Source organism: Sphingobium sp. (assembly GCF_033795625.1).
Classification (GTDB): Bacteria; Pseudomonadota; Alphaproteobacteria; order Sphingomonadales; family Sphingomonadaceae; genus Sphingobium.
Genome location: NZ_JARYGI010000016.1, coordinates 37,081 through 61,020, shown reverse-complemented (window position 1 = coordinate 61,020; position 23,940 = coordinate 37,081). Strand labels below are relative to the sequence as shown.

General features: G+C 61.4%; 22 protein-coding genes and 2 pseudogenes. 14 read left to right on the top strand and 10 right to left on the bottom strand.

The features are described from left to right. On the bottom strand, positions 1-369 hold the full coding sequence (locus QHC67_RS10160) for a c-type cytochrome (protein WP_319293928.1): 369 nt from the start codon (positions 367-369) through the stop codon (positions 1-3). Here QHC67_RS10160 and QHC67_RS19205 point away from each other — a divergent pair. After that, positions 298-996, top strand: a pseudogene (locus QHC67_RS19205) (c-type cytochrome); the annotation flags it as partial. The gene QHC67_RS10160 and the pseudogene QHC67_RS19205 sit on opposite strands and share 72 nt — an antisense overlap. Positions 997-1,033: 37 nt before the next feature. Here QHC67_RS19205 and QHC67_RS10150 read toward each other — a convergent pair. After that, entirely contained in the window at positions 1,034-1,705 is a 672-nt protein-coding gene (locus tag QHC67_RS10150; protein WP_319293924.1) for a cytochrome b, read from the bottom strand. Beyond that, positions 1,702-2,445, bottom strand: coding sequence for a cytochrome c oxidase assembly protein (locus QHC67_RS10145; RefSeq protein ID WP_319293922.1), 744 nt, complete (start codon positions 2,443-2,445; stop codon positions 1,702-1,704). Before QHC67_RS10145 ends, QHC67_RS10150 begins: the two co-directional genes overlap by 4 nt. A 319-nt stretch (positions 2,446-2,764) precedes the next feature. On the opposite strand from QHC67_RS10145, the pseudogene QHC67_RS19200 reads away from it, so the two are divergent. Further along, positions 2,765-3,100: pseudogene (locus tag QHC67_RS19200) on the top strand (exopolysaccharide biosynthesis protein); the annotation flags it as partial. A 93-nt stretch (positions 3,101-3,193) separates the two neighbouring features. On the opposite strand, the gene QHC67_RS10130 reads toward QHC67_RS19200, so the two are convergent. Further along, the gene (locus QHC67_RS10130) at positions 3,194-4,186 is read right to left on the bottom strand and encodes a sodium:calcium antiporter (protein ID WP_319293916.1); all 993 of its coding nucleotides are present in this window, start codon (positions 4,184-4,186) and stop codon (positions 3,194-3,196) included. Positions 4,187-4,508: 322 nt separating this feature from the next. Between QHC67_RS10130 and QHC67_RS10125 the strand changes: the two genes are divergently transcribed. The 8 genes from QHC67_RS10125 to QHC67_RS10090 all read left to right on the top strand — a co-directional run bounded on the left by QHC67_RS10125 (position 4,509) and on the right by QHC67_RS10090 (position 11,505). Further along, the gene (locus tag QHC67_RS10125; protein WP_319293914.1) at positions 4,509-5,513 is read left to right on the top strand and encodes an SDR family oxidoreductase; all 1,005 of its coding nucleotides are present in this window, start codon (positions 4,509-4,511) and stop codon (positions 5,511-5,513) included. Further along, positions 5,510-7,093 carry an alpha-amylase family glycosyl hydrolase gene (locus tag QHC67_RS10120; protein WP_319293912.1) on the top strand — a complete coding sequence of 528 codons (1,584 nt, stop codon included), beginning with the start codon at positions 5,510-5,512 and terminating at the stop codon, positions 7,091-7,093. The genes QHC67_RS10125 and QHC67_RS10120 overlap by 4 nt, the downstream gene beginning before the upstream one ends. Continuing rightward, the gene (locus QHC67_RS10115) at positions 7,090-8,757 is read left to right on the top strand and encodes an alpha-amylase family protein (RefSeq protein ID WP_319293910.1); all 1,668 of its coding nucleotides are present in this window, start codon (positions 7,090-7,092) and stop codon (positions 8,755-8,757) included. Before QHC67_RS10120 ends, QHC67_RS10115 begins: the two co-directional genes overlap by 4 nt. Before the next feature lie 72 nt (positions 8,758-8,829). Further along, on the top strand, positions 8,830-9,009 hold the full coding sequence (locus tag QHC67_RS10110) for a hypothetical protein (RefSeq protein ID WP_319293908.1): 180 nt from the start codon (positions 8,830-8,832) through the stop codon (positions 9,007-9,009). Between the two features lie 184 nt (positions 9,010-9,193). Then, positions 9,194-10,171 carry a mechanosensitive ion channel family protein gene (locus QHC67_RS10105; RefSeq protein WP_319293906.1) on the top strand — a complete coding sequence of 326 codons (978 nt, stop codon included), beginning with the start codon at positions 9,194-9,196 and terminating at the stop codon, positions 10,169-10,171. Continuing rightward, positions 10,168-10,935, top strand: coding sequence for a DUF2254 family protein (locus tag QHC67_RS10100; protein ID WP_319293904.1), 768 nt, complete (start codon positions 10,168-10,170; stop codon positions 10,933-10,935). The genes QHC67_RS10105 and QHC67_RS10100 overlap by 4 nt, the downstream gene beginning before the upstream one ends. Then, positions 10,817-11,272 (top strand): DUF2254 family protein, encoded by a 456-nt coding sequence (locus tag QHC67_RS10095; RefSeq protein ID WP_319293902.1) that lies wholly within the window; start codon positions 10,817-10,819, stop codon positions 11,270-11,272. The genes QHC67_RS10100 and QHC67_RS10095 overlap by 119 nt, the downstream gene beginning before the upstream one ends. Next, the gene (locus QHC67_RS10090) at positions 11,269-11,505 is read left to right on the top strand and encodes a hypothetical protein (RefSeq protein WP_319293900.1); all 237 of its coding nucleotides are present in this window, start codon (positions 11,269-11,271) and stop codon (positions 11,503-11,505) included. Before QHC67_RS10095 ends, QHC67_RS10090 begins: the two co-directional genes overlap by 4 nt. Before the next feature lie 4 nt (positions 11,506-11,509). Here QHC67_RS10090 and QHC67_RS10085 read toward each other — a convergent pair whose 3' ends face one another. Then, positions 11,510-12,130 (bottom strand): TIGR02281 family clan AA aspartic protease, encoded by a 621-nt coding sequence (locus QHC67_RS10085; protein WP_319293898.1) that lies wholly within the window; start codon positions 12,128-12,130, stop codon positions 11,510-11,512. A gap of 193 nt (positions 12,131-12,323) precedes the next feature. Here QHC67_RS10085 and QHC67_RS10080 point away from each other — a divergent pair, with 193 nt between their 5' ends. After that, positions 12,324-14,123 (top strand): YbhB/YbcL family Raf kinase inhibitor-like protein, encoded by a 1,800-nt coding sequence (locus QHC67_RS10080; protein WP_319293896.1) that lies wholly within the window; start codon positions 12,324-12,326, stop codon positions 14,121-14,123. A gap of 171 nt (positions 14,124-14,294) precedes the next feature. Here the strand turns inward: QHC67_RS10080 and QHC67_RS10075 are convergent, their stop codons facing one another. Continuing rightward, complete coding sequence (locus tag QHC67_RS10075; RefSeq protein ID WP_319293894.1) at positions 14,295-18,431, bottom strand: PAS domain S-box protein; 4,137 nt, start codon at positions 18,429-18,431, stop codon at positions 14,295-14,297. Continuing rightward, positions 18,424-18,612 (bottom strand): type II toxin-antitoxin system ParD family antitoxin, encoded by a 189-nt coding sequence (locus QHC67_RS10070; RefSeq protein ID WP_319293892.1) that lies wholly within the window; start codon positions 18,610-18,612, stop codon positions 18,424-18,426. Before QHC67_RS10070 ends, QHC67_RS10075 begins: the two co-directional genes overlap by 8 nt. A 219-nt stretch (positions 18,613-18,831) precedes the next feature. Between QHC67_RS10070 and QHC67_RS10065 the strand changes: the two genes are divergently transcribed. After that, complete coding sequence (locus tag QHC67_RS10065; protein ID WP_319293890.1) at positions 18,832-18,969, top strand: DUF2945 domain-containing protein; 138 nt, start codon at positions 18,832-18,834, stop codon at positions 18,967-18,969. Between the two features lie 7 nt (positions 18,970-18,976). Next, positions 18,977-20,377, top strand: a complete 1,401-nt coding sequence (locus tag QHC67_RS10060; RefSeq protein ID WP_319293888.1) for a dihydrolipoyl dehydrogenase — start codon at positions 18,977-18,979, stop codon at positions 20,375-20,377. Positions 20,378-20,379: 2 nt separating this feature from the next. On the opposite strand, the gene QHC67_RS10055 is transcribed toward QHC67_RS10060, so the two are convergent. Continuing rightward, positions 20,380-20,973, bottom strand: a complete 594-nt coding sequence (locus QHC67_RS10055; protein WP_319293886.1) for a glutathione binding-like protein — start codon at positions 20,971-20,973, stop codon at positions 20,380-20,382. A gap of 12 nt (positions 20,974-20,985) precedes the next feature. After that, complete coding sequence (locus QHC67_RS10050; protein ID WP_319293884.1) at positions 20,986-21,435, bottom strand: hypothetical protein; 450 nt, start codon at positions 21,433-21,435, stop codon at positions 20,986-20,988. Between the two features lie 224 nt (positions 21,436-21,659). On the opposite strand from QHC67_RS10050, the gene QHC67_RS10045 reads away from it, so the two are divergent. Then, the gene (locus QHC67_RS10045) at positions 21,660-21,887 is read left to right on the top strand and encodes a DUF3072 domain-containing protein (RefSeq protein ID WP_319293882.1); all 228 of its coding nucleotides are present in this window, start codon (positions 21,660-21,662) and stop codon (positions 21,885-21,887) included. 478 nt (positions 21,888-22,365) lie between these two features. Here QHC67_RS10045 and QHC67_RS10040 read toward each other — a convergent pair whose 3' ends face one another. Next, entirely contained in the window at positions 22,366-23,673 is a 1,308-nt protein-coding gene (locus tag QHC67_RS10040; RefSeq protein ID WP_319293879.1) for a mechanosensitive ion channel family protein, read from the bottom strand. Between the last annotated feature and the right edge of the window lie 267 nt (positions 23,674-23,940).

The window sequence follows — 23,940 nt, the reverse complement described above, 5'->3', positions numbered from 1 at the left end:
TCAGCGCTCCCTTGTGGCATAGAGATAAGCCGCCACATCGCGCGACTCCGCTTCGCTCAGCGGCATTGCCGGCATCGTAGTCCCGGGCAGAATTGCGGGCGCATCCCGCACGAAAGAGGCAAGCGTATCGGGGCGGTTGGGTAAACGTCCCGCGATCAGGCCCTGTTCGGCGAAGCCGTCGAGTGACGGACCGCTCGCGCCCCGAGGCCAGCGAAGACCGGGTATCCTGTGGCAGGTCCCGCACCCCGCCCGTTTGATGGCTTCCAGCCCACGCGTGGCGCTCGCCTGCGGCATGTGATGCATTTCGTCAGGCGGCGGCTTGCATGCTATGGTGAGCAGCAACGGCAGAAGGACGCGTATCGTCTGCAAATATCCCCCTTCATGCTAGTCGCTGTCCCGATTACATCGGGGAACCGTTACGACGTCGCAGCGGTTCCCATCGGCACGATGGATTTAGCTCGTCTCGTAATATTCAGCGTGGTCGCTGTCCAGCTGTCGGCATGCAGTCAGGTCGATCGCGGGGCGGCGGACCAATTTACCGCATCAGGTGAGCTCATTGCGCTCAGCGGCGGCGATGGTGGCGCGCCCTATGCCTGCTTCACCTGCCATGGCATCAACGGGCTTGGCAACGGTGCCGGCACCCCTCGTCTTGCCGGGCTCGACCGCGGCTATATGGCCGCTCAACTCGCGGCTTATGCGGGCGGGCGCCGCCAGCACTCTGAAATGGCCGCGATCGCCGGGAAGCTCAGCCTGGGCCAGCAGGATGCGGTCTCGGCCTATTACGCGGCAATGCCATTCGCCCCTGATCGGAGCGCGAGAAATCGGCCCACGATCGAGGCGGCACGCCTCTACCATCATGGCGATCCGGTACGCGGCCTAGCGTCCTGTGCCTCCTGCCATGGCGAACGCGGTGAAGGTCTGGGTCCGGCCAATCCCCCGCTCGGCGCGCAGCCCGCCGCCTATCTTGCCGAGCAACTCGACCTCTGGCGCACGGGCAAGCGACGCAGCGATCCACAAAACGTCATGCTGCGAATCAGCCAGGCACTTTCTCGTCGGGAATCGCTGGGTCTCGCGGCCTACGCGGCTCGCCTCCCCGGGGATCTTCCGCATCCGGAATCTCAGGCAACATCCCTCGCAGAACATCGTGACGGTCCCAAAAATGATGCTTCAGGGCCGCCCCCACGTGCAGGGGAATAATCAGCAACAATGCGATCACCAGAATATGATGCACATCCTCGGCGATATCCATGACCTGCCAGCGCATCGTCAGCGGCAGCTGATCAAACGGCAATTGGGGCCAGGGGACCAATCCGGCCAGATAAAGCGGTCCCGGTTCGGCGATCGACGACCACATCGCCCAACCGCTTAGCGGGAGACCGAAAAAGGCGATGTAGAAGACATAATGCATCATGTAGGCGATCTGCGTCTGAAGGCCCTGCCGGTCGGCATCGTTCACCGGACCTGGTATCATCAGGCGCCAGCCAAATCGGGCAAATGCGAGGAGCAAGATCGGCAAGCCGATCATACTGTGGACCTCATAGCTGCGCAGTTTGTCCCCACCTGCGGGCAGCCAGCTCGTGTAATAGCCCCAACCGATCTGGAACATTACCAAGATGGCCATGATCCAGTGAAAGGCGATGCCGACCGGCGAATAGCGGCTGCGCTCGGTATGCCCCCGCGCCCATTGGCGAAGCGCGTCGATCACCCCGCCAGTGCCGCCGCGCGCTCTTGAGCAAACCAGCGCGCCAAAAGCGTGAGCGCTGCAGCAAGGTAGATGCCGGCGCCCGGCGCCCACATGATGAGGCCCGCCAATTGCTGATCTTCCAACGGGGACAAGCCCCATGCGATCGGTCCGATCAGGTGGGGCGCATAAAGCGGCTCCGTCGCAAAGGTCAGTAGTGCCCCCAGCAGACCCATCTGAACCATCGTGCCCAGCAGAGCAGCGATGGCTGTTGTCACCGGTGCCTCGCGCACCGCGCTCCACAGACCAACAGCGCTCAGGAGCAGGGTGCCTTGCATCAGCCAGTAGGCAGGATCGTTGGAAAGCGCCCAGCTATAAAATTGCGGCACATGCCAGAACCAGAAAATGATGGCGTGGGCGGCCATCCACGGCAACGCTCCGCCTAGAATCGATCGCAGCCGAGGACAGGCCGCTACGATAAGGGGCGGCACCACCGCGGTCAGGAATAGATGATGCACAGCGCGGGCAGAAAATAGCGCAGACGTCAGCGCGCAGAAGGGTGAGACGAACAGCGCCAGCGCCAGCACCATGGCGGCGAGGGCAAGGTTACGCTCACGCGCGCCGACATCTCGCTGCCGGACCAGGAGGAACGCGACGCAGCCAAGCGCGAGCAGAAGACCAGGATCAAGGTTCCAGCGGCCAACCAACTCCCCTGGCGCAGGCGCCGAGCCGCAATAGGGAAGCCAGCCATTGATTTCAGACACGCTATGTTCCCCCTTGGTCTCGAGCCGACCTTTGCGGAACTGGTGAAACGACGCGTCGGTTCCTCATTTTATAGCGCGGGCGCTCTTGCTTGACGCGCACGCTGGTCGCTTTGTTCAGGAACGCCGCATCGCCCAGATGGGTTGAGGCAATCATGCAAAATGATATCAGTAGTGTCAGCGACATACTGGATACGCTCGATGACTTGGCCCGGCGGGACGGGCAGGTCCGCATTGGCGACGTGAGTGCGGCACTGGGGCAACGCAGCTATGGGCCCTTTCTGCTGGTTCCGGCCCTTCTCGAGATTCGCCAGTTGGCGGCATCCCGGGACTTCCGACCGCGCTCGCAGCGACCATCATCCTGTTCGCTGCGCAAATGTTGTTGGGGCAACGGCATCTGCGGCTGCCGCAATTTGGGACTTGCCGCTCGATCGACGCGGACCGCGTCGCCAAAGCGGCAGACAAGCTGCGCGGTCTCGCCCGATTTCTCGATAGATGGTTTCATGGACGGCTCACGCCATTGACAGAAGGCGTGTGGGTCCGCATCGCGGCTGGCTGCGCTATCGTGCTGGCATTGACCGGGCTGCCACTCGAACTCCTGCCGTTCGCGAGTACCGCGCCGATGGCGGCGATTGCGGCATTTGGCCTTGCGATGCTGGTGCGCGAAGGAGCGCTCATGGTCGCCGCCTTCTTCGCTGCCGGAATCGCGCTGGCGATCGGAATAGGTTTTGTCGGTAAAATCGGATCCAGCTCATTGCGCGAACCTGGCCATGACCAGCATGCCAGCGCCAAACAGCACAAGGGCGCCGACTGCATCATAGCCCATCCGCCAGACGGTGCGATCCTTGCGCTCCAGAACACCGACGGTAAAGCAGCCGGTCATCAGCACCGCCAGGAGCGCGCCCAAAGCCTCGAAGGTACCGGCGCTGCCAAGCACCGGCCCGCCTGATGCCACCGCATCGGCCACCAAAAGCAGGATGAGATTAAAGAGATTGGTTCCGAAGATGTCGCCCACCGCCAGTTCATATCGTTTTTCGCGAACGGCTGTGATGATTGAGCTGAGTTCAGGCAGCGAGGTCGCGAAGGAGACCAGAACGAAACCGACCATTCCTGACGAAATGCCCGTCTTGGTGGCGATCGCATCAGCCGATTGCGACAGTGCGATACCCGCAACAAGGATGAGAAGGCCCAGTCCGGAAGTGATAAGCACGAGACGACGTAAAGAGCGTGGATCCTTTCTTTCCTCGCCCTCGCCGTCACTCTGCCCTTCGGCATCCTCGGCGGGCTGCCAGACTTCACGCTGCTCAAAGCTGGCAGCGATGCGGATCGCCAGTAATGCGCCCACCGCAACGATGATGCTCCCCACGCCGACGCCGAAAAGCGGGTAATCGCCGCTTATGATGATCATTGACACCATGCCAAGCAGCATCATGCCCAGCACGCCCTGCATCAGCGTCGCAGGCTTGGCGACAACACTGGTCAGCGCACCCCGGCCAAAAACAATGTCTGCGGCCGCGAGCAACAGGACATTGACCGCCACGCTGCCAAGCAGATTGTTGATCGCGAGCGACGCATTGCCGGTGATCGATGATGTCGTGACGGTCGCCAGTTCAGGCAGGGAGGTGATGCCACCGAGCAGCAGCATCCCGGCAAAGGCCGGGCCGATTCGCAACTTTCGGGCGATCGCATCGACACTCATGGCCAAGCGGCTTCCGGCTGCCCAGACGGCAGCCGCGGCGCACATAAAAATCGCTCCGACAGTCCACAGCGGCATTTGGGACAGGTCAAAAGGCATGTTGGAAAATGCTCCAAAGCGCGCCGATGTTCCTTGCGCTCGCTGTTAGGCGGAACCGATAAGAGTTTCGGGCGCTAGCAAGGCAGGCATGCCCCACACCAGCGAAAATGGCGTTCGCCCGTTGACGGGCGCGCGACGCTTTACCGACCCAATTGAACCGGGCGCCCGAATCGCGCGGGCTATGCCGGTATTCGCTGCCCGACGGCGAAGCCAACGAGTCTGCAACGGTTCTATGCTTTAACGGTGTAGCCAAGTGCGAGAGAAGAGAGAGATGAACCACAAGAAGGCACTTGTCATAGTCGTCACGGGCGCCTCCGCCGGAGTCGGACGCGCCGTCGTGCGCCGCTTCGCTCGCGATGGCGCCCGCATCGCCCTTATCGCCCGTGGCATGGACGGGCTGGAAGCCGCCGCGCGCGAAGTGGAGCAAGCTGGCGGCGAGGCGCTGGTGCTCCCTCTCGACGTAGCGGACGCGGCCGCCGTCGAGGCCGCCGCCGAAGCGACGGAGGCGCATTTCGGCCCGATCGACATCTGGATCAACGTGGCCTTTGCCGGTGTGATGTCCCAATTTCTTGACATGAATCTGGACGACTATCGCCGTGTCACCGACGTGACCTATCATGGGCAGGTGCATGGCACGATGGCCGCGCTCAAGCGCATGGTGCCCCGCGACCGGGGCAGCATTGTGCTGGTCGGCTCGGCGCTGGCCTATCGCGGGATCCCGCTTCAATCAGCCTATTGCGGCGCCAAACATGCCGTTCAGGGATTTCAGGACTCCATCCGCGCCGAGTTGCTGCATGCCAAGAGCCATGTTCATGTCTCCATGGTGCAATTGCCGGGCGTCAACACGCCGCAGTTCGACTGGATGCGAACCACGCTGCCGAAAAAGGCCCGGCCCGCAAGCCCGCCTTACCAGCCGGAAGTGGCGGCCGATGCCATCCATTTCGCCGCGCATCACAGGCGCAAGCAGGTCATCGTCGGCTTTCCGGCGCTCGAAGCCATATGGGGTGACCGTTTCGCCTCGTCCGCGCTCGATCACTATCTCGGTGCGACAGGCGTCGACAGCCAGCAGGATAAGGAGTTGATCGAACCCGGCTATCGCGACAATCTCTACGAGCCCGTGCCCGGCGATCATGGCGCTCACGGACGTTTCGACGCGATCGCCCGCGCGCGCAGTCCGCAATGGTGGATGTCCAAGCATCGGATGGCGCTGGGAACTGCGGGCGCATTGCTTGCGGCTGTGGGAGGCGCGCTATTATTCGGAAGGAAATCGCGATGAGCAGCTGGTGGCGCGAGGCCGCTCTTTATCAAATCTATCCCCGATCCTTTCAGGACAGCGAGGGTGACGGCGTGGGAGATATCGAGGGCATAGGCAGTCGGCTCGATTATATCTCCGACCTGGGCGTCGGCGCGGTCTGGCTGTCGCCCATCTTCCGCTCACCGATGGCCGACTTCGGCTATGACGTATCGGACTATTGCGACATCGATCCGCTGTTCGGCGACATGGCGGCCTTTGACAGGCTGCTTGAGGAAACGCACAGCCGAGGGCTCAAGCTCCTGCTCGACTTCGTGCCCAATCACAGTTCCGATCAGCACCCCTGGTTCAAGGAGAGCCGGTCGAGCCGCGATAATCCACGGCGCGACTGGTATATCTGGCGCGATCCGGCACCGGATGGCGGCCCCCCCAACAACTGGATGAGCAATTTCGGCGGAAGTGCGTGGACGTGGGACGAGGCGACTGGACAATATTATTATCATGCCTTTCTCGCCGCGCAGCCCGACCTCAACTGGCGCAACTCCGCCGTGCGGGAGGCGATGCAGGACGTACTGCGTTTCTGGCTCGACAAAGGAGTGGACGGGTTTCGGGTCGATGTAATCTGGCACCTGATCAAGGACGACCGGTTCCGCGACAACCCGCCCAACCCCGGCTATGCGCCGGACCGACCCGAAATCGACCGATATCTCCAGGTCCATTCCGCCGACCAGCCGGAAGTGCATGATGTCATCACGGAACTGCGCGCGGTAATCGAAAGCTATCCCGACCGCCTGCTGATCGGAGAGATCTACCTGCCGATCGATCGGCTGATGACCTATTATGGCAAGGACAACCAAGGCGTCCATCTGCCCTTCAATTTCCAGCTTATCCATTGCCCTTGGCATGCAGAAGCGATCGGTGGGCTGATTGATGAGTATGAAGCCGCGCTGCCGCGAGGCGGCTGGCCCAATTGGGTGCTTAGCAACCACGATCAGCCGCGCATCGCGGCGCGGGTCGGCGATACGCAGGCGCGAATTGCCGCGATGCTGTTGCTGACATTGCGCGGCACCCCGACGCTCTATTATGGCGATGAGATCGGCATAGGCGATGTCGATATGACGGGTGTAACGGTGCTTGACCCCGCAGCGATCAACGAGCCGGGAATCAGCTTCAATCGCGATCGTTCACGGTCTCCCATGCAATGGTCGGACATTGATTTCGCGGGCTTTTCGGACGTCAAGCCCTGGCTGCCGCTGACGAACGACTGGCCGGAGCGCAATAGGGCGATGCAGAGCGCTCAGCCGACATCCATGCTCAACCTCTATCGCGCGCTCCTGCGTCTGCGGTCGATTGAAGCTGACTTGTTGAACGGCGCTTATCGGCGGGTGGCAACGGACGCCCCGATCCTCGCCTATCAACGTGGACAAGGCGTCGGCGTCGTCCTCAATCTGTCGGCGGACGATGTACCGCTCGCGCTTCCACCCGAATGGCGCGCGGCGCACGTCATGCTTTCCGCACGTGAAGCCCGGTCACTGCCCAACCTGCCCGGGACGCTCGCCGCCGGCGAAGGGCTGATCCTGCGCATCAGCGGAGGCCCGGCATGATACCCGACCTGTGGTACAAGAATGCAATCATCTATAGCCTGTCGCTCGATGCCTTCCTCGACACCGACGGCGACGGAATAGGCGACTTTCGGGGCGCCATGCGGCGGCTCGACTATCTCCAGGGCCTGGGCGTCACCGCAGTTTGGCTCGCGCCATTCCAGCCCTCGCCTCACCGCGATCACGGCTACGACATCGCCGATTATTATGGCGTCGATCCGCGCTACGGTTCTCCGGGCGATTTCGCGGAGTTCGTCAATGCCTGCCATCAGCGCGGCATGCGCGTCATCATGGATCTTGTGGTCAACCACTGTTCCGATCAGCATCCATGGTTCCAGTCAGCACTGTCAAATCCCAAATGCCGCTATCGTGACTATTTCATCTGGGCGGACAAGAAGCCCAATAATGCCGACAAGGGTGTCGTCTTCCCCGGCGTTCAGAAATCGACATGGACTTACAGCCGGACCGCGAAAGCCTGGTATTTCCACCGCTTCTTCAAGTTTCAGCCCGACCTCAACATCGCCAATCCCGATGTGCAGGCCGAAATCATGAAGATCGTCGGATTCTGGTTGCAACTGGGCGTCTCTGGCTTCCGCATGGATGCGGTGCCTTTCCTGATCGCGTCCGACGGCATCAATGTGGAAGACCCTGAACCCGCTTATGCCCTGCTGCGGGACATTCGCGCAATGGCGCAATGGCGCAAGGGCGACGCCGTGCTGCTGGCCGAAGCGAACATTCCCGCCGACGAGGCGATGGAGTATTTCGGAGAGGATGGCGACCGGATCCACATGATCTTCAACTTTCCCGTCAATCAGGCGCTATTTCACGCGCTCGCGACCGCGGATACCACTCTCCTCAAGCAGGCAATCGCACAATCTGGGGAACTGCCCGAGACGGCTCAATGGGCAAATTTTTTGCGCAATCACGACGAACTGGATCTGGGCCGCCTGACCGAGGAGCAGCGCTCGTCCGTCTTCGCGGCTTTCGGGCCGGAACCGGAGATGCAGCTTTATGACCGCGGCATCCGCCGTCGGCTTGCGCCGATGCTGGGCGGCGACCGCGCACGCCTCGAACTGGCGTATAGCCTTATGCTCACGCTGCCCGGCACGCCAGTACTGCGCTACGGCGACGAGATCGGGATGGGCGACGACCTGAACCTGCCCGAGCGCGACGCGGCCCGCACACCGATGCAATGGTCAGGCGCTACCAATGGCGGCTTCACCACGTCGGATTCATCGGTGCGACCACCCATCGATACCGGGCCCTATGGTTTTAGCGAGATCAATGTATCGAGCCAGCGCAGCGATCATGCTTCGCTCCTCAACTGGACCGAGCGATCCATTCGCCTGCGCAAGGAACTGCCTGAACTTGGCCGAGGCCTATGCATCGTCCTCGATAGCCCCACCAGCGTTCTTGCCCTTCGCTACGATTGGCAAGGCGAGGCGTCGATCTACGTCCACAATTTCGCTGGGCAGGCGACCGAACTCGAGCTTGATAGCCTTGAAGATGACACCGAACGCCGGGCCCTGATCTGCCTGCAGACTGCACATCGCAGCAAAGCCGACGAGAATGGGCGGCACCACATCATGATCGAGCCTCACGGTTATCGCTGGTTCCGTTTTGGTGGACTGGACGAGCTGACGCAGTCGCACGGCGCTCAGCACTGAGCCCGGCTTTAGCTGGAACGACCTTCAGATCCGTGAGTTAATAATGAGAAATCCAAATCAAAGGAGAACCTCATGAGCATCGAAGGTAAAGCCAAGGAAGCTGCTGGCTACGTGAAGGAAGAGATGAACGAGCACGGCAAGTCGCCCGAGAGCCAGAAGAAGGCGGAGGAAGGCCGCGATCTTCGCAATGAAGGTCGGGTCGAAGACGGTAAGGCACGCAAGACCACCGAACCGGGTGTCGGCGCCAAGTAACGACTCGGCCTTGGCAAAGGGCGTCGCTCTGCGAGCGGCGCCTTTTTGCTGTGCGCATCCTCTCGTCTGAAAAGTTCGCCCTTCATGAAGGGCATTCCAAAAACGCCGCCCACCTGCCGCTCGACGGTATCAGGCCAGCAAGGGATGAAAGGGAACCGGGCGGTGCGGCCCTTGTTCGAAAAAGATGCAGCCCGTCACGCCACCGCCGGTGAAAAACCCGCTCGATCTGATCCTCGCCAAGCTGCACACCGCCAGCAACGACTTTTTCCTGCAGCTTCCAAATATCGTCGGCGGGATCCTCTTCGTTCTCCTGATGTGGTTCGTAGGCAAGCTCGTCGCCCGCGGGATAAGAAAAGGCTTTCACCACAAAGGGCTGATCGATCTTGGCGGCGTAATCGCTTCGCTCGCCTTTGGGCTGATCATTGCGGCCGCGATCCTGATTGCCTCGGTCATTATCTTCCCGAGCGTCAAACCCGCTACGATCATCTCTTCCCTCGGCATCGGCTCGGTCGCGATCGGCTTTGCCTTCAAGGACATTCTGCAGAATTTGCTGGCGGGCATTCTCCTGCTCATCAATCGTCCATTCCGCCGTGGCGACCAGATCGTCGTAAAGGATTTCGAAGGGACGGTCGAACATATCCAGAGCCGCGCAACGCTGATCAAAACCTATGACGGGCGGCGGGTGATCATTCCCAATTCCGATATCTATACCTCTCCCGTAACCGTCAATACCGCCTTCCCTGTACGCCGCTCCCAGTTCGACGTTGGCATCGGCTATGGCGATGATCCCGCCAAGGCCTGCCGACTGTTTGCGGCGGCCTCCGCAGCCGTCGAAGGTGTCGAGCAGGAGCCGGCAGCAGAGGCGCTGCAATGGGGGCTCGACGACAGCTATGTGACCGTTCGCGTTCGCTGGTGGACCGACTCCAAGCGCACGAACGTCGTCCATGTTCAGGCCAGGGTGATCCAGGCCATCTACGAAGCGGCCAAGGCCAATGCGATCGATCTCCCCTTCCCTACCACGGTCATGCTGTTCCACGACCAGACCGAGGAGATCGACGGCGACCGTTCCAAACAGCGCGAAGGCTGGCCCTCTGGTGCCAATACGCCCGGCAAGCGCCGGATCGCGCGCCGCGACACCGGAACAGCGAGCCAGGAGGCGTGAAGGCGCGCTTCGTTCGCTTCGTCGACAACCTGCGCGAGAGCTACTGGTTCGTGCCGTCGCTGATGACCGGCGCTGCGCTGCTGCTCGCGCTCGCGATGGTGTTCATCGACAGTCATTTCGGCTCGACCTGGATGGATCGCTTGCCCTGGCTCTATGCCGCGCGCCCCGACGGGGCCCGAAGTCTGCTCTCCTCCGTCGGCGGGTCGATGATCGGTGTCGCCGGCACGACATTCTCCGTCACCATTGCCGCTGTCGTCTTTGCCTCGGGACAATATGGGCAGCGCCTGCTCAGCAACTTCATGGCCGATCGCGGCAATCAGGTGACGCTTGGCACCTTCATCGCCACCTTCCTCTATTCGATGGTGGTACTGCGCACGATCCGCTCGCCGGGCGAAAGCGGCGCAGGCGCGGCCGCATTCGTGCCGCAGCGGATCCATATCAACAGCGTGATCAAGGAAGTCGGCGAGCGGCTGTTGGCAGAGATCGACAATCGCTTTCCAACCTTCGTCGGGCAGCCGCTCGACACAGAAGCGGCTGACGAGGAGACCCAGGTGCCGGCTGCATTACGCGACAGCGATGAGATAGACCTCGCCCAGCAACGCGTAGCGATCCGCGCGAAGACCACCGGCTATATCCAAGTGGTCGATGATGGATATCGCCCGGCGCGACGATCTCGTCGTGCGACTGCGCTATCAGCCTGGAGACTTCGCGCATTGCGGCAGCGTGCTGGCCGAGGTCTGGCCAGCAGAGCGCTGCAGCGATGAGGCGACCAGGTGCCTGCGCGCCGCTTACGCGATGGGATCACGGCGCACGCCGCTGCAGGACCTGCGCTTCCTGATCGACGAACTTGTCGAGATCGCAGCGCGGGCGCTTTCCCCTGGCGTCAACGACCCCTTCACTGCCAATTCTTGCCTCGACTGGCTGGCCGCAGCCTTCTCCGATCTTGTCCAGCGCGAACTTCCCTCTCGCCTGCGCGCCGACGACAAGGACACTCTAAGTGTCACGGCGAGTCTGACGTCGCCCCCTGCCTTGCTGAGCCTTCTCGACAGCGCCATGGGTGGTCGCTCCGGCGTTGAACCGGCCGGCCGCGACAGATCGTGATCGCCGAACAGGAGACTGTCATTCCGATATTCATCGTAAACGATGAAGCTGAACTGCGGGTTCGATTACAGAACCGGTCGGGCCACTTCATGCCCGCGAGCATGCTGGACAGCCAGCTTGCAGCAATGGAACCGCCGACTGTCTCGGAGCACGCGATTGCCGTCGATGGAATGCTCGATGTAGGTGATCAGTTACGGATGGTGTTGGGGAAGCTAGGCTCCAGGCGGCTGTGAGCGCTTAGCTTTGTTGTCCGAGCGGCTGCGGCACCAGGATGAGTGTGCGCCCCTCGACGCGCCAGGATGCCAACTGCGACAGAAAATTCATGCCGAGCACGTCGATCCCCCGCAACGCTGGTGAGACCACCACCTTGAGATCGCGCGCCTCGATGTCGCCAACCGTCAGTCGCGCGATGGTCCCGGTTTGCGCCGGCACCGCCCCGTTCGCGGTTTGCATGACGACCGGCAGGAGGCTGCTTCCGCGCTCCACCGATGCTGCGGTCGCGGTTTGCTCGGACAACGCCGTGATGGTGGCACCGCTGTCGATCAACATCCGGCGTTCATAGCCATTGAGGCTGACCTGGGCCCAGAAGTGCCCGTCGCGCGCCATGCGGATCCGCACCTCTCCGCCAGAGACCGTCTGGCTATCGAGACCGATATGGGCGGCGATCCGCCCCAAGGTGGGATCGAACGGCGCCTGCTGAAGAAGCAGGAACAGGCATAGGCCGAGCAAGGCAAGCGAGAAGAGCGCGCGCAGTATCCGGCCAACAAAGGGAATGTTGAACAAGATCGCAAGTAGGATAGCCCCACCTGCTGCGTACATCGTCAATTGCTGCCACTGCGGATTCGCGCTGATTTCCATGTAACGCTCAATCGCGACGGCTCGAAATCGATCCCTCGCTGCCGACCTGACCGGGCCATCTTATTCGCCACCCTTCGATCCGGTGATCACAATGCGGATGTGAACGAAGATGATCGTTTAAGTACCTTCCCGCCAAACATGAGGGAGCAGAAACCGGATTCAAACATTTCCTGCAAGACCAGGAGACCTGTTTATGAAAATCGCACTGCTTTTGTTCGCCCTGTTGGTGACGGTGTCCCCCGCGTTTGGACAGAGCAGCCCGGAGGATAACGACAAGCGTCCGGCGAATGCGCATTTCTTCGAGTTGACGCCCCGCAAGCCGGGTCCCGATTTCGTAGGCCAGCTTAAACTGCCACGGGGCTATCGGGTGTCGGTCTGGGCCAGCGATCTGGGCAATACGCGCATGATCGCCGTCGCGGCCAACGGTGACGTCTTCGTCAGCCGGCGCTCGGAAGCCGACATCATCCGCCTGGTCGATCGCAATGGCGATGGGCGCGCCGATGGACCGCCACAGGTGGTCGTCAACCGGCCAGGCCTTCACGGTCTCACCATCCACGACAGCACGCTCTATTTCATGACCGCACGCGAGGTGTTCAGCGCCCCGATCCGGCCCGACGGCGGACTCGGCGAAATCAAGACGCTGATCGACGATCTTCCCGATGCCGGTCAGCATCTCAACCGGACCTTGTCGGTCGGACCCGACAACATGCTCTACATCAGTTCTGGCTCGACCTGTAATGCGTGCGATGAGTCCAGCCAGGAGAATGCAACGATCCAGCGCGCCAGCCTCGACGGCAAGAAGCGCGAAATCTGGGCTTCGGGCCTTCGGAACACGATCGGCTTTGGCTGGCACCCGCGCACGGGCGAACTGTGGGGTTGGGATCAGGGGATCGACTGGCTCGGCAACGATCTGCAGAAAGAAGAGCTAAACCGCATCGAGCGCGGCAAGCGCTACGGCTGGCCCTATGTCTTCGAGAACGGCCAGCGCAATCCCCAGGACGAGCCGCCCGGCGGACTGAGTGCGGCCCAATGGGCGGCCGCATCGACAAACCCGGCGCTGATGCATGTCGCACACAGCGCCGGCATGCAACTGGCCTTCCATCCGGGCGGTGGTTTTGGACGGGATGCGGCCGGAGATGCCTTCGTTGCGCTGCATGGAAGCTGGAATCGCAAGCCGGCCTCCGGATACGAGCTCGCCCGAATTCGCTTCGACGCGCGAGGACAACCCGTTCGCATCGAGACGTTCCTTTCGGGCTTCATGGCGAGCGACGGTGGCAGCCAGTTCGGCCGCCCGTGCGGCGTAGCGGTGATGCGCGACGGATCGCTGCTTTTATCGGACGATGCCAATGGGGTTCTCTACCGCATCACCTATGATGGCGCGCCAGCGGGCGTTGCACCCTATGCGCCGCCCGCCGAACCGATGATGGAGCAAGCGGGCCGCGGTTCGAATGTGCCGCTCGCGCTTCAGCGCCCAGAGACACGCACGTTCACGAACACGCGGCTACAGGTGAGCGCGACGGGATTTGGGCACAATGGCGCAATCCCGCGCGAACATAGCGAATATGGTCTTGGCATATCGCCCGCCCTGAGCTGGACCGCCGTGCCGCACGCGCAATCCTATGCGATCATCATGGAAGACCCTGACGCAGCAAGTCCCAACCCAGTCGTGCATTGGGTCGCCTGGAATATTCCACCGGCCACGATGCGCCTCCCCGCCGGGCTGCAGGAACGCGATCGGCTTACGGGACAGATGCTGGAAGGCCTCCTGCAAGGGTCGACGTCGCACGGATCGATTGGCTGGTATGGTCCCCGCCCACCGAAGGGCGACCGTTCACATCACTATCATTTCCAGATGCTAGCGCTCGATCGGATGCTCGATCTGCCGCTCGGCGCCACCCGCGACCAGTTGCTCAGCGCCGCACAAGGCCATGTTCTGGCCACCGGCGAACTCATCGGGACCTATGCCGAACCGGCAAGCGCGCCTGAAAAATGACAATTTGCCCGCGACCCCACCCGTTCGGGCTCAGGGCCGCTAATTCGATTTCCGCGAGCAGCGTAGCTTCGTCGCTGACATAGCGCGGCAAGTGGACGGGCTCGATACGGAGCGCGCCGACCTCCCGCGCGATCTCAGCTGTGGCGCGGAAGGGAATTCGTTCGCCTTCGACTATTGGCCCCCATCTTTGTTCAGAATGACCAACTGCAATGCTCGGGAGAGATCGGTGACTGAGTAGGGCTTATGCAGCAGACTGAACCCATGGGCACCTTCCTCCGCGAGGACGCTGCTATATCCGCTGGTCAGCAGGATTGGGATACCAGGATAAAGGCGCGCTACCTCTCGAGCGAAATCCACTCCATTCATGCCGGGCATGACAACGTCAGAAAATATCGCGTCGAACGACGATGCGCCAGCCGAGAGTTTCGCCAAAGCCTCCTCGGCGCCGCTTGCCAGCACGGTAAAATGACCCAGTTCCGCGAGGGCCGTCGTTGCAAATGTTCCAACATCGGCATTGTCTTCAACGACAAGAATGCAGGCACCGGTGGTGGCTACCGGGCCCGCGTCGCGCGTTGCTGACACATCATGTTTGCTGGCGTCGGCCCGCGGCAGATAGAGAGTGAATGTCGAGCCTTCGCCCAGCTTGCTTGCAACCAGGACCTCGCCGCCCGATTGCTTGGCAAAGCCGAACACCTGCGAAAGCCCAAGGCCCGTGCCTTCGCCAACCGCCTTTGACGTGAAGAAGGGCTCGAAGATCTGGTCAATCTTGTCGGGCGCGATGCCCGATCCCTCATCAGCGATAGACACGGCCACGAACTCGCCGATCAATTTCTCATGAACACGCGATGCGGGAATGGTGTCCACCACGCGCACCGCTATGTTGATCCGGCCCTGCCGGTCCATGGCGTCTCGCGCATTGACAGCCATGTTCACCATGGCTGTTTCGAACTGGCTCCGATCCGCCTTGATGAAGAGTGCTTCTTCCGGAAGATCAATCGCTACGTCGATCATCGAACCCGTCAGCGTTCCCATCATGTCGTGAAGCCCGCGAACCGCACTGCCGGCATCGAAAACCTCTGGCTTCAAGGACGACCGCCGGGCGAAGGCGAGGAGTTGGCTCGTGAGTTTGGTCGCGCGGTCGGCGGTGACCGCTATTGCCTCCACGTAGCGCTTGCGCTTCTCATCGGAGACATTGTCGCGCGCCAGCAGGTCCGCCGATCCTCTGATGACGGTCAGGAGATTGTTGAAGTCGTGCGCGACGCCGCCAGTCAATTGGCCAATCGCCTCCACCTTCTGCGCCTGCCGGAGCTGGTCTTCAGCTGCGCGCAGGGCGGCCTCAGCCTCCTTCTCAGCTGTGACGTGACGCCCAGTCGCGTAAATGGCATGCTCCGTTGGCGCAGCTACCCACGACATCCAGCGGATCGAGCCATCCTTGTGGAAATAGCGGTTCTCGACAGTTGGCAGCGGCCCCCCTGCAGCGTCAGCCAGTGCCTGCTCGGTGATGCTGACATCGTCTGGACAGACAAAGTCGTTGATATAGTGACCGAGCAACTCTTCCGGCGAATAACCCAGCACCGTCGACCAGGCAGGATTGACGCGCTGTACGGCCCCCTCGAAATCCAGCACGACGAGCAAATCCGGCGAGCTTTCCCACAGGCGGTTGAGTTCCTCGGTTCGTTCGTTGACGTCGATCTCGAGCGTGGCGTTGAGAGCCTGAAGGTTTCGCTCGATCGTCTTGCGGTCGGTCTGATCGAGCAGCGCGCCCAGCATGCGGATCGCATTGCCGTCGCTATCCCGGATGACATAACCACGATCGCGCACATCCGCGTAGCTGCCGTCCGCTCGTTGGAAGCGGTATTCGTCAGCCCAATCTGAATCCGCGCCATTGATGACGGCGTGAATGCTATTGCTCACGCGCTCCCGGTCATCGGCGTGAATGTGATCCAGCCACCAGGCGCCAACTGGCGCAACACTGCTAAGCCCATGCCCATAACTGCGCTCAAGCGCGTCGTTCCACTGGACATGATCGCGGCGTAGATCCCAATCCCAGATCGCATCATTGGTTGCCCGGATAGCCAGCCTGAACCGTTCCTCCGTCTCGGCCAGCAGGGCTCGCGACCGGTGGTCGGCGGTTACGTCCTGCACTGTCCCGAGCAGACGGATCGGCACACCTTCGGCGAACACGGCCAGGCCCTTGGCGAGGATGAAACGCTCCTTGCCGTCCTTTATCCCAATGGTTCGATAGTTGATGTCGAATCGGCCAGATCCGGCCGGATCCAACGCCTTGCGGACCGCTGCGTCCGCCCTGTCGCGATCCTCCGGGTGAAGACCGGCAAGATAGCTTCCCTCGTACGATATCGGCGCGCCGGGCGAGATCCCGAACAAAGCCCGACAGCGATTGTCCCAGTGCAGCAAGTCTTGCTGCGGCAGATAGTCAAAGCTGCCCAGTTCGGCCGCGCGTGTCGCGAGCTCCAATCTTTCCCGGCTGAGCTGCAGGTGCTCTTCCGCTTCGCGCTGCTCGGTGACATCGACGGATGTGCCCACATATCGGAGTGGACGACCATTTTCCTGTTCAACACACCGTCCCCGAACCAGCATCCAGCGGGTGCCACCGTCATCGCGAAGGACGCGGTAGCTGTGCGAATAATCCACGCAGGATGCAAAAATTTTCGGCAGTTCCGCTTCGAGCGCGGGCAGGTCCGCTGGAAAGATACGGCCGAATGCAGCTCGCATCGGCATGCCTTCCGCTAATCGATCCGCATCTAGACCATAAAACTCCGCGAAACGGGAATCGCCGCGCACGCGATCGTTTTGAATGTCCCAATTGAAAAAGCCGATGAGACCGGTTTCCAAAGCGGTGTCGAGCTGAAGACGGCTCGCGTCGAGTTCCGTCCGCGTTGCATGCTCCTCGGTGACGTCGCGCAAGCTTTTCACATAGCCTTTTCCCGAACCCAGCAGCGGGGTGACCGCGCCATGGGCATAGAAAAGGCTGCCATCCTTGCGGATATGCCAGCGCTCATCGGAAGCGCGCCCATCGCGCGCCGCGCGCTCCAACTCTCTTGTCGGACGGTTCGACGCAAGATCTTCGGGCGTGAAGATGACGCCGAGATGCTTGCCCAGCACCTCCTCCTCTGCCCACCCCATGATGGTTTCGGCGCCCTTGCTCCAGCTTGTGATCAGCCCGTCTTCGTCCGTGCTGATGATAGCGCTGTCGATCGCGGAATCGACGATGTGCCGATAGCTCTCCGACGCTTCGGTCACCGACCGCAGCGCGGCGATCTCGGCGCTTTCCGTGAAGCTGGTGGAAATGAGGCCTGCGAGCATCTGGCAGATGAGGATGTCCCGTGACCGAAAAGCGTCGCGTTGGGCCGAACGCAGCTTTAGAACGCCAAAAGGCTCGCCATGGCGGGTGAGCGGCACCACGACCATCGAACCAATGTTCAGGCGAGCCGCCATTTCCCTGTCCACCCGATCATCATCGGCGGCGTTGGCCGTGACGAGAGTCACCTCTTCGGTCAGGCAGCGGCCAGAAAAAGAGTCCGCGATCGACAAGGTTGTGCCGACCTCCTCCAACGAGCCGAAATTGGTCGCGCGATAGACCAGGCACTCGCCATCACGGACTGCGACCACGACGCCATCGGCGGGTTCTACGGCATTCAGGGCGGCGTCTACCAGTGCCTGAAGGCTCGCGTCGAAGTCGCCCCCAACGTTCAAAACCTCTTGCTGCGCACGAAGCATCGTCCGCAGGACGGCTGAATCCCGCGCCGCTTGCGCCTGCCGGCGCTCCTGCGTGACGATGGTTCGATCCCGCGTGCTGATCGCGCCGCGCATTTCGATTTGGGCTACAACCTGCCGCGCAAGGGCCTTGAGCGCCTGTTCCTGCTCGTCATTTAGCCCCTCAGGTCTCGGCTCGATGTCGATTGCGCAGAGACTGCCTAACGAAAATCCCTGAGATGTTGTCAAAGGCATGCCGGCGTAAAAACGAATTTCCGGGTCGCCAGTGACCAACGACATATGCGCGGTTCGAGGATCGCTCGAGAGATCCTCGATGACAAACAGCTCGTCCTGCCGGATCGCGAGCGCACAAACCGAGGTGTCGAGGTCGGTTTGCTCGGCATCGACACCAGCCTTGGCCTTAAACCATTGTCGGCAGTCATCGACGAGGCTGACTAGGGCGATAGGCGTTCCGCAAATTGTTCTGACCAACGCTACAGCGTCGTCGAACTCCGGCTCTGCCGGCGTATCCAAAATGTCATATTTGCGAAGCGCTGCGAGGCGCTCGTCTTCCGACCAGTGCGGCTCAGTCATCTATCGCATCGATCTTTGGAAAAGGGGCCACCGGTCGTTCGGTGGCGGCTTTCGCATGAAGCTCGATCGCCGCCCGCACGACCTGGCTGGCATTGGAGTATTGGCCGTCCAACACTTGGCTGCGAACATATTCGACAAGCGGACGTGTCAGGACAACGTGAAGCGTATGGTGAGCAGGCATTATAGCTATCTATGTTAGGATCGAACGGGTGTCACCCTCGATGCGTTCATCTTGCCGCGTTTGAACAACGGGCAACTCGGTCAAGCCCTTCTGTATTTCCGGGAGAACTGATTGCGCCATCGTGAGTTGTCTTGAGCGCAGGAGAGACACGATGACGAAGGCACTACGAAAGGGCGAAGAGGTTAGCTGGAAAGCCACGGCGGCGAAGCGCATGGAGAAGTGCTGAGGAAGCTCACCAGCTCGACCACCATCAAGGGCCACAAGGTTGCCGCCTCCAAGGACAATCCCGAATATCTGGTCGAAACCGAAGAAGGCAAACGCGCCGCGCACAAGCCCGGCGCGCTGTCGAAGGACTGACGCATAGATGTCGAAATTCAGCTGTGATGTCGCCATCATCGGCGCGGGCACCGCAGGCCTCGGAGCCGAGCGCGCTGCGCGCGCCAAGGGCGCAAAGACCCTTTTAATTGACGAGGCTTTCGCCGGCACGACCTGCACGACGGTCGGTTGCATGCCCTCCAAATTGCTGATCGCCGCCGGCAATGCCGCCCATGATGCGCGCGGTGCAGAGATATTCGGGGTCAAAGGCACGGCCGAGATCGATGGTGCCGCAGTGATGACAAGGCTGCGCGGCGTGCGCGACGGGTTTGTCTCAGGGGTCAAGGACCAGTTCGCCAAATTGCTCGATGGCTCGAAGCACAAGGCACGCGCGCGTTTCGATGGCCCGAACCGCCTAATCCTCGATGATGGCAACGCGGTGATGGCCAAGGCAATCGTCATCGCGACTGGTGCCCGGCCGTCGATCCCCGACTTTCTTGCCAACGTCAGCCATGCCGTGCTGACGAACGAAACGCTATTTGAACTTGATGATCTGCCCCAATCGGTGGGCGTGATCGGCGCGGGGCCCCTCGGGCTCGAGCTCGCGCAGGCGCTCGCCCGCCTTGGCGTCGATGTGGCGGTGTTTGACAAAGGCGGCGGCCTCGCCGGCCTCGAAGACGATGAGATTGCAGAGCCGCTGCGCCAATGCCTGGAAGCCGAGTTTCTCATCCATCTGGGCGTGAAGCTGACCGCAGCCACCGACGGCAAAGCCGTCGCCTTCGCATGGACCGGTAAGAGCAAGGGCAAAGCGACATTCAGTTATATTCTTGCTGCCGCCGGCCGGCCGGCCCAGCTCGACATCGGTCTTGAAACCACCGGTCTCAGGCTCGACAAGCATGGCGCGCCGGAAGTCGATCCGGCTACAATGCAATGCGAGGACGCGCCGATCTTCATGGCCGGCGACGCCGACCATAGTCGACCGGTACTGCACGAGGCGCAGGCTGAAGGCGCGATCGCCGGGCATAACGCTGCCTGTTATCCGAACGTGAAGCCAGGCGAACGGATGACGCCGATGGCGATCATGTTCACCTCGCCGGCGATGGCGCAGGTCGGCGAGGTCCCGAAAGGCGCGAAGACTGTGTCTGGCTCGGCCTCCTATTCCGATCAGGGCCGTGCGAAGGTATTTGCGACGAACGCGGGCTGTGTGAAGATCGTGGCCGATGCCGAAAAGGGCAAGCTGCTTGCGGCGCACATGGTCGGACCGGCGGTCGAGCACAGTGCGCATCTTCTGGCATGGGCGATCCAGCAGGGCCTGACCGCCGACGCGCTGCTCAAGATGCCCTTCTATCATCCAACTTATGAGGAAGGCCTTCAGCCGGCGCTCCGCGCGATCTGCGTTGCGGTTGGTACCGATTACGCCGACCGCGACGGATTTGTCCCAGGCAGCTGATCTCAGCCAATCTCCTCGTCCGCCAATGCCTTGCGTATACTGTCTCTGGCGTTCAGCCGCTCATAATAGGCCGTGAGACGCGGCGGCACGGGGACATCGGCCTTCGTCTTCGACCAGAAGAGCATGACAAAGAGGTAGCAGTCGGCGACGGTGAAGCTGTCGCCCAGAACAAATTGCTGGTCGGCGAGCTGTCCCTCGAACAGGGAGAAGCGCTTGCCGAGTGTCTCCTTCGCCTGTTCCTTCTCGGCATCGGACGACCCGGGCGAGAAAAATGGCTTGAAACCCTTGTGCAGCTCGGTCGAAATGTAGGCGAGAGCCTCCAGACCTCGGAAGCGGCCGAGATCACCGCCCGGCATCAGCTTGCCCGCCTTTGCGGCGATGTAGCTCAGGATTGCGATATTCTCGGTAAGCACGCCGCCTTCGTCGAGGCCTAGGGCCGGCACATAGGCCTTGGGATTGATCGCGGTATAGTCTTCGCCACTGACGGTGGCTTTGGCCTTCAGGTCGACCTTCACCGCCTCGAATGGCAAGTTGGCTTCGATGAGCGCTATATGGTCGGCGAGGCTGCACGCGCCCGGTGAATAATACAGCTTCAAGGGTTTTCTCCTTCAGTTATCGAGGCTCTTGGCCTTGCGGTCAGCCCAGACCTTGCCGGCGTCCCCGCCCCACAGCAGCCAGGCGATGAAACCGGCGGACGGGTCGCTGTCGGAGTTCCACTTGTGGGTCTTCGTATCCTTATCAACCGCGTGTCGCGCGAAGAAGCTGTGCATCGATTTCACATCGGCTTCCGAAAGGTCGCGGCCCTCCGTGAGCTGATGCGCCCGATCCATGCCGACCTGCGTCCCGCCGCGATCGAACTTTTCCCGCAAATGCAGACCGCGCCGCGCGGCCGACGCCATCTTTTGGGTGGGTTTGAAGCTCCGGGCAGCCATCATGTCGATCCTCTCGCGCAATTCCCAAGAAACCCGTCCCCGGACGCTGCGTTCCCATAGCGAGATGACCAGGCATGCCAGACAGGCGAAGCGCGCGGCGCTTACGACCGACGACGGACGTGTCATTGTGATGCGTGGCCAGCTGTGGCGCGTCGAATCCCGCGCTCCGCGAATAGGAGCGACAGCGTCTGGTTGACGTGCTGGTGAACCGACGGCGCGCCGGACCTCACCCGCCATATGGCCCCCACCACGCATTACACCGAATGGTTTGCCAGGCAGCACTGACGAGCGGGAACCGCTGACCTGCGCGCCGTTATGAAAGGAACATTGCAAGAACAAGGAGCGCGGCCATGGCCGACCAGATGCATAACCCCAAGCTTGATGAACATCCTGGCTCCAATACCGAGAAGGCGCCCGACAACTGGATCTCCGGCGACGATCCCATGACCGGCGCGCAGGCCTCTTATCTTGCGACGCTGTGCGAAGAGGCGGGCGAAGCGCTCCCGCCCGAGCACCTCAGCAAGGCCGATGCTTCCAAGCGGATCGATACGCTAAAGGCCAAGCTCAAGCTCGATTAGCCGGAGTGGACCATTTCATCGGCTTTCCCGTGACTGGATCATGGGGTGGCACCGCAAGGCTGGCCATTTGCTCGCGCATCGTGGCGGAAGGTCGTCTGTGCAGATGTCCCAGCGTTGACCATCGGGATAGGCGCCGACCACGAGGAAATCGCCGCTCGCCCTGACGCGCCGATGGCCGGCACCGACCGGAAGGATCAGCGCGTCTCCAGCTTCCACGAGGACCTCGCGGTTGGGCCCGCCAAGCATCATGAGCGGCAAAGCCTCGGACCTAACCGCAGCAAGCGACCAACTTCCGGCGTCCGACCTACAGCCTACGAGCGTCAGCTCCAGACAGAAGCAGTCGTCGGGACGGCAAAGTTCACTTATTGGCACTCGACCATAACTTGATGCAGATTGGACAACGTCAGCGCAAGAAGAGGATTTCCAATGATGCGCGCATGCTCGTCCGCGTGCGCCGCGTTGCATAATCTCCACCGAGCTATCGGGTCGGTCCCGGGACATCAGCCTGCTGCGGCTTTGATGTCGTCACCTGCTCCACAAGCGGCGGGCGAAAGCGTAGATCACGCTGAGGCACGGGCATGGTGACGCCATGTTCTTTGAACAGATCCCAGATGCGAAAGAACACGTCGCTTGTGACGTTACCCACCCCTGACTCGGGACTGTCGATCCAGATCCGCAGATCGAATTCGACCCCGTTGTCGCCGAACGCCTTTATCCAGCATACGGGTGCCGGCTCTTTAAGCACGCGTGGCGAAATGGACGCCGCGTCGACCGCGAGCCGCTGCGCGAGCCGTAGATCGCAGTCGAACGAGACATGAAAACCGACATGAACCCTGACGTCTCGGCTTGAGAACGACCAGTTCTCGACCTCCTCGGTCATCAGCAGTTCGTTCGGGATCAGGTGCTCCTTGCCGTCACGGGTCAGGACCGAGACGGCCCGGACCCCAATCTTGTTGACCCACCCGAAAGTGTCTCCAACTGCGATGACGTCACCTGGTTTAATCGATCGATCAAGCAGCAGGATGAGGCCAGCAATGAGATTACCCAGCGTCTTCTGCAGCCCGAAGCCGACAGCGAGACCGAACGCACCCGAGAACACCGCCAGCGCCGTCAGGTCGATGCCGAGAAGGTCAATGCCGAGGAAAATGGCGAGCGTGACAACCGCGATCTGAGCGACCTTCTGGAACAGCACGCGTTGCGCGGCATCTAGTAGACTGACCTGTCCGATCCAGCGCAGGACCCAGCGCAGGAGTGCGCGTGCTGCCACGAACAGCAAGAGAGACAACCCCACGGTATTGACGATGTCGAGCAGCGAGATACGCCGCGCGCCGATCCCGATGCTGGCTCCGTCCAATCCCTCAATGAGCGGAGCCAGACCACCCAGTCGGCTCGCCAGCACGATGAACAGCGCTGTAGTGGCAATCAGGATGCCAGGTCCGCTTCGCACTCCCAACAACCGGAAAATTCCGTACGCCAGCGCGGCAACTGCAATCCCAAGGCCAGCGGCAAGCAGAAGATCGGCACCCGGTCCCATCCCACCGATGCCGAGGAAAGCCGTCAGAACAAGCGCGGCGACCCCGGCTCGCGTCAGCGCTGCCAGCCGAGCTGAGATGCCTGACGCATGCTTGGGAGTAAGGGCTGGGAGGACATATTGGCAAGCAAGGCGGGCTGCGATTAATCCCAGCAACAGCGCGGTGCCAAGGATCGCTGCCGCAGCTATCAGATCATGGAACGGCATTGCCGACCATCGATCCATGTAGGTTTGCCACCACTCGCTATGATCCAACACAATCTCCAATGGATGTAATGCACCGCCGTTCGCCGGAACGCGAACACTGGGTACCTTGCCTTCGAGCGCCGGTCAGCCCTCAAATTTGAAGCGCCCGCAGGTTGGACAAGGAAATGATCTAACGCGGTTCGCGCTGAATATTGGAACGCATAGGTGTGGACATGTGATCGGCCCAGACTTGCTCCTTCCCCGGCTACAACTCGTCGCCGCGCGAACGGTCACTTCATTGGACACCGGTCATTCGCTATCGTTCTCCTGAATGAC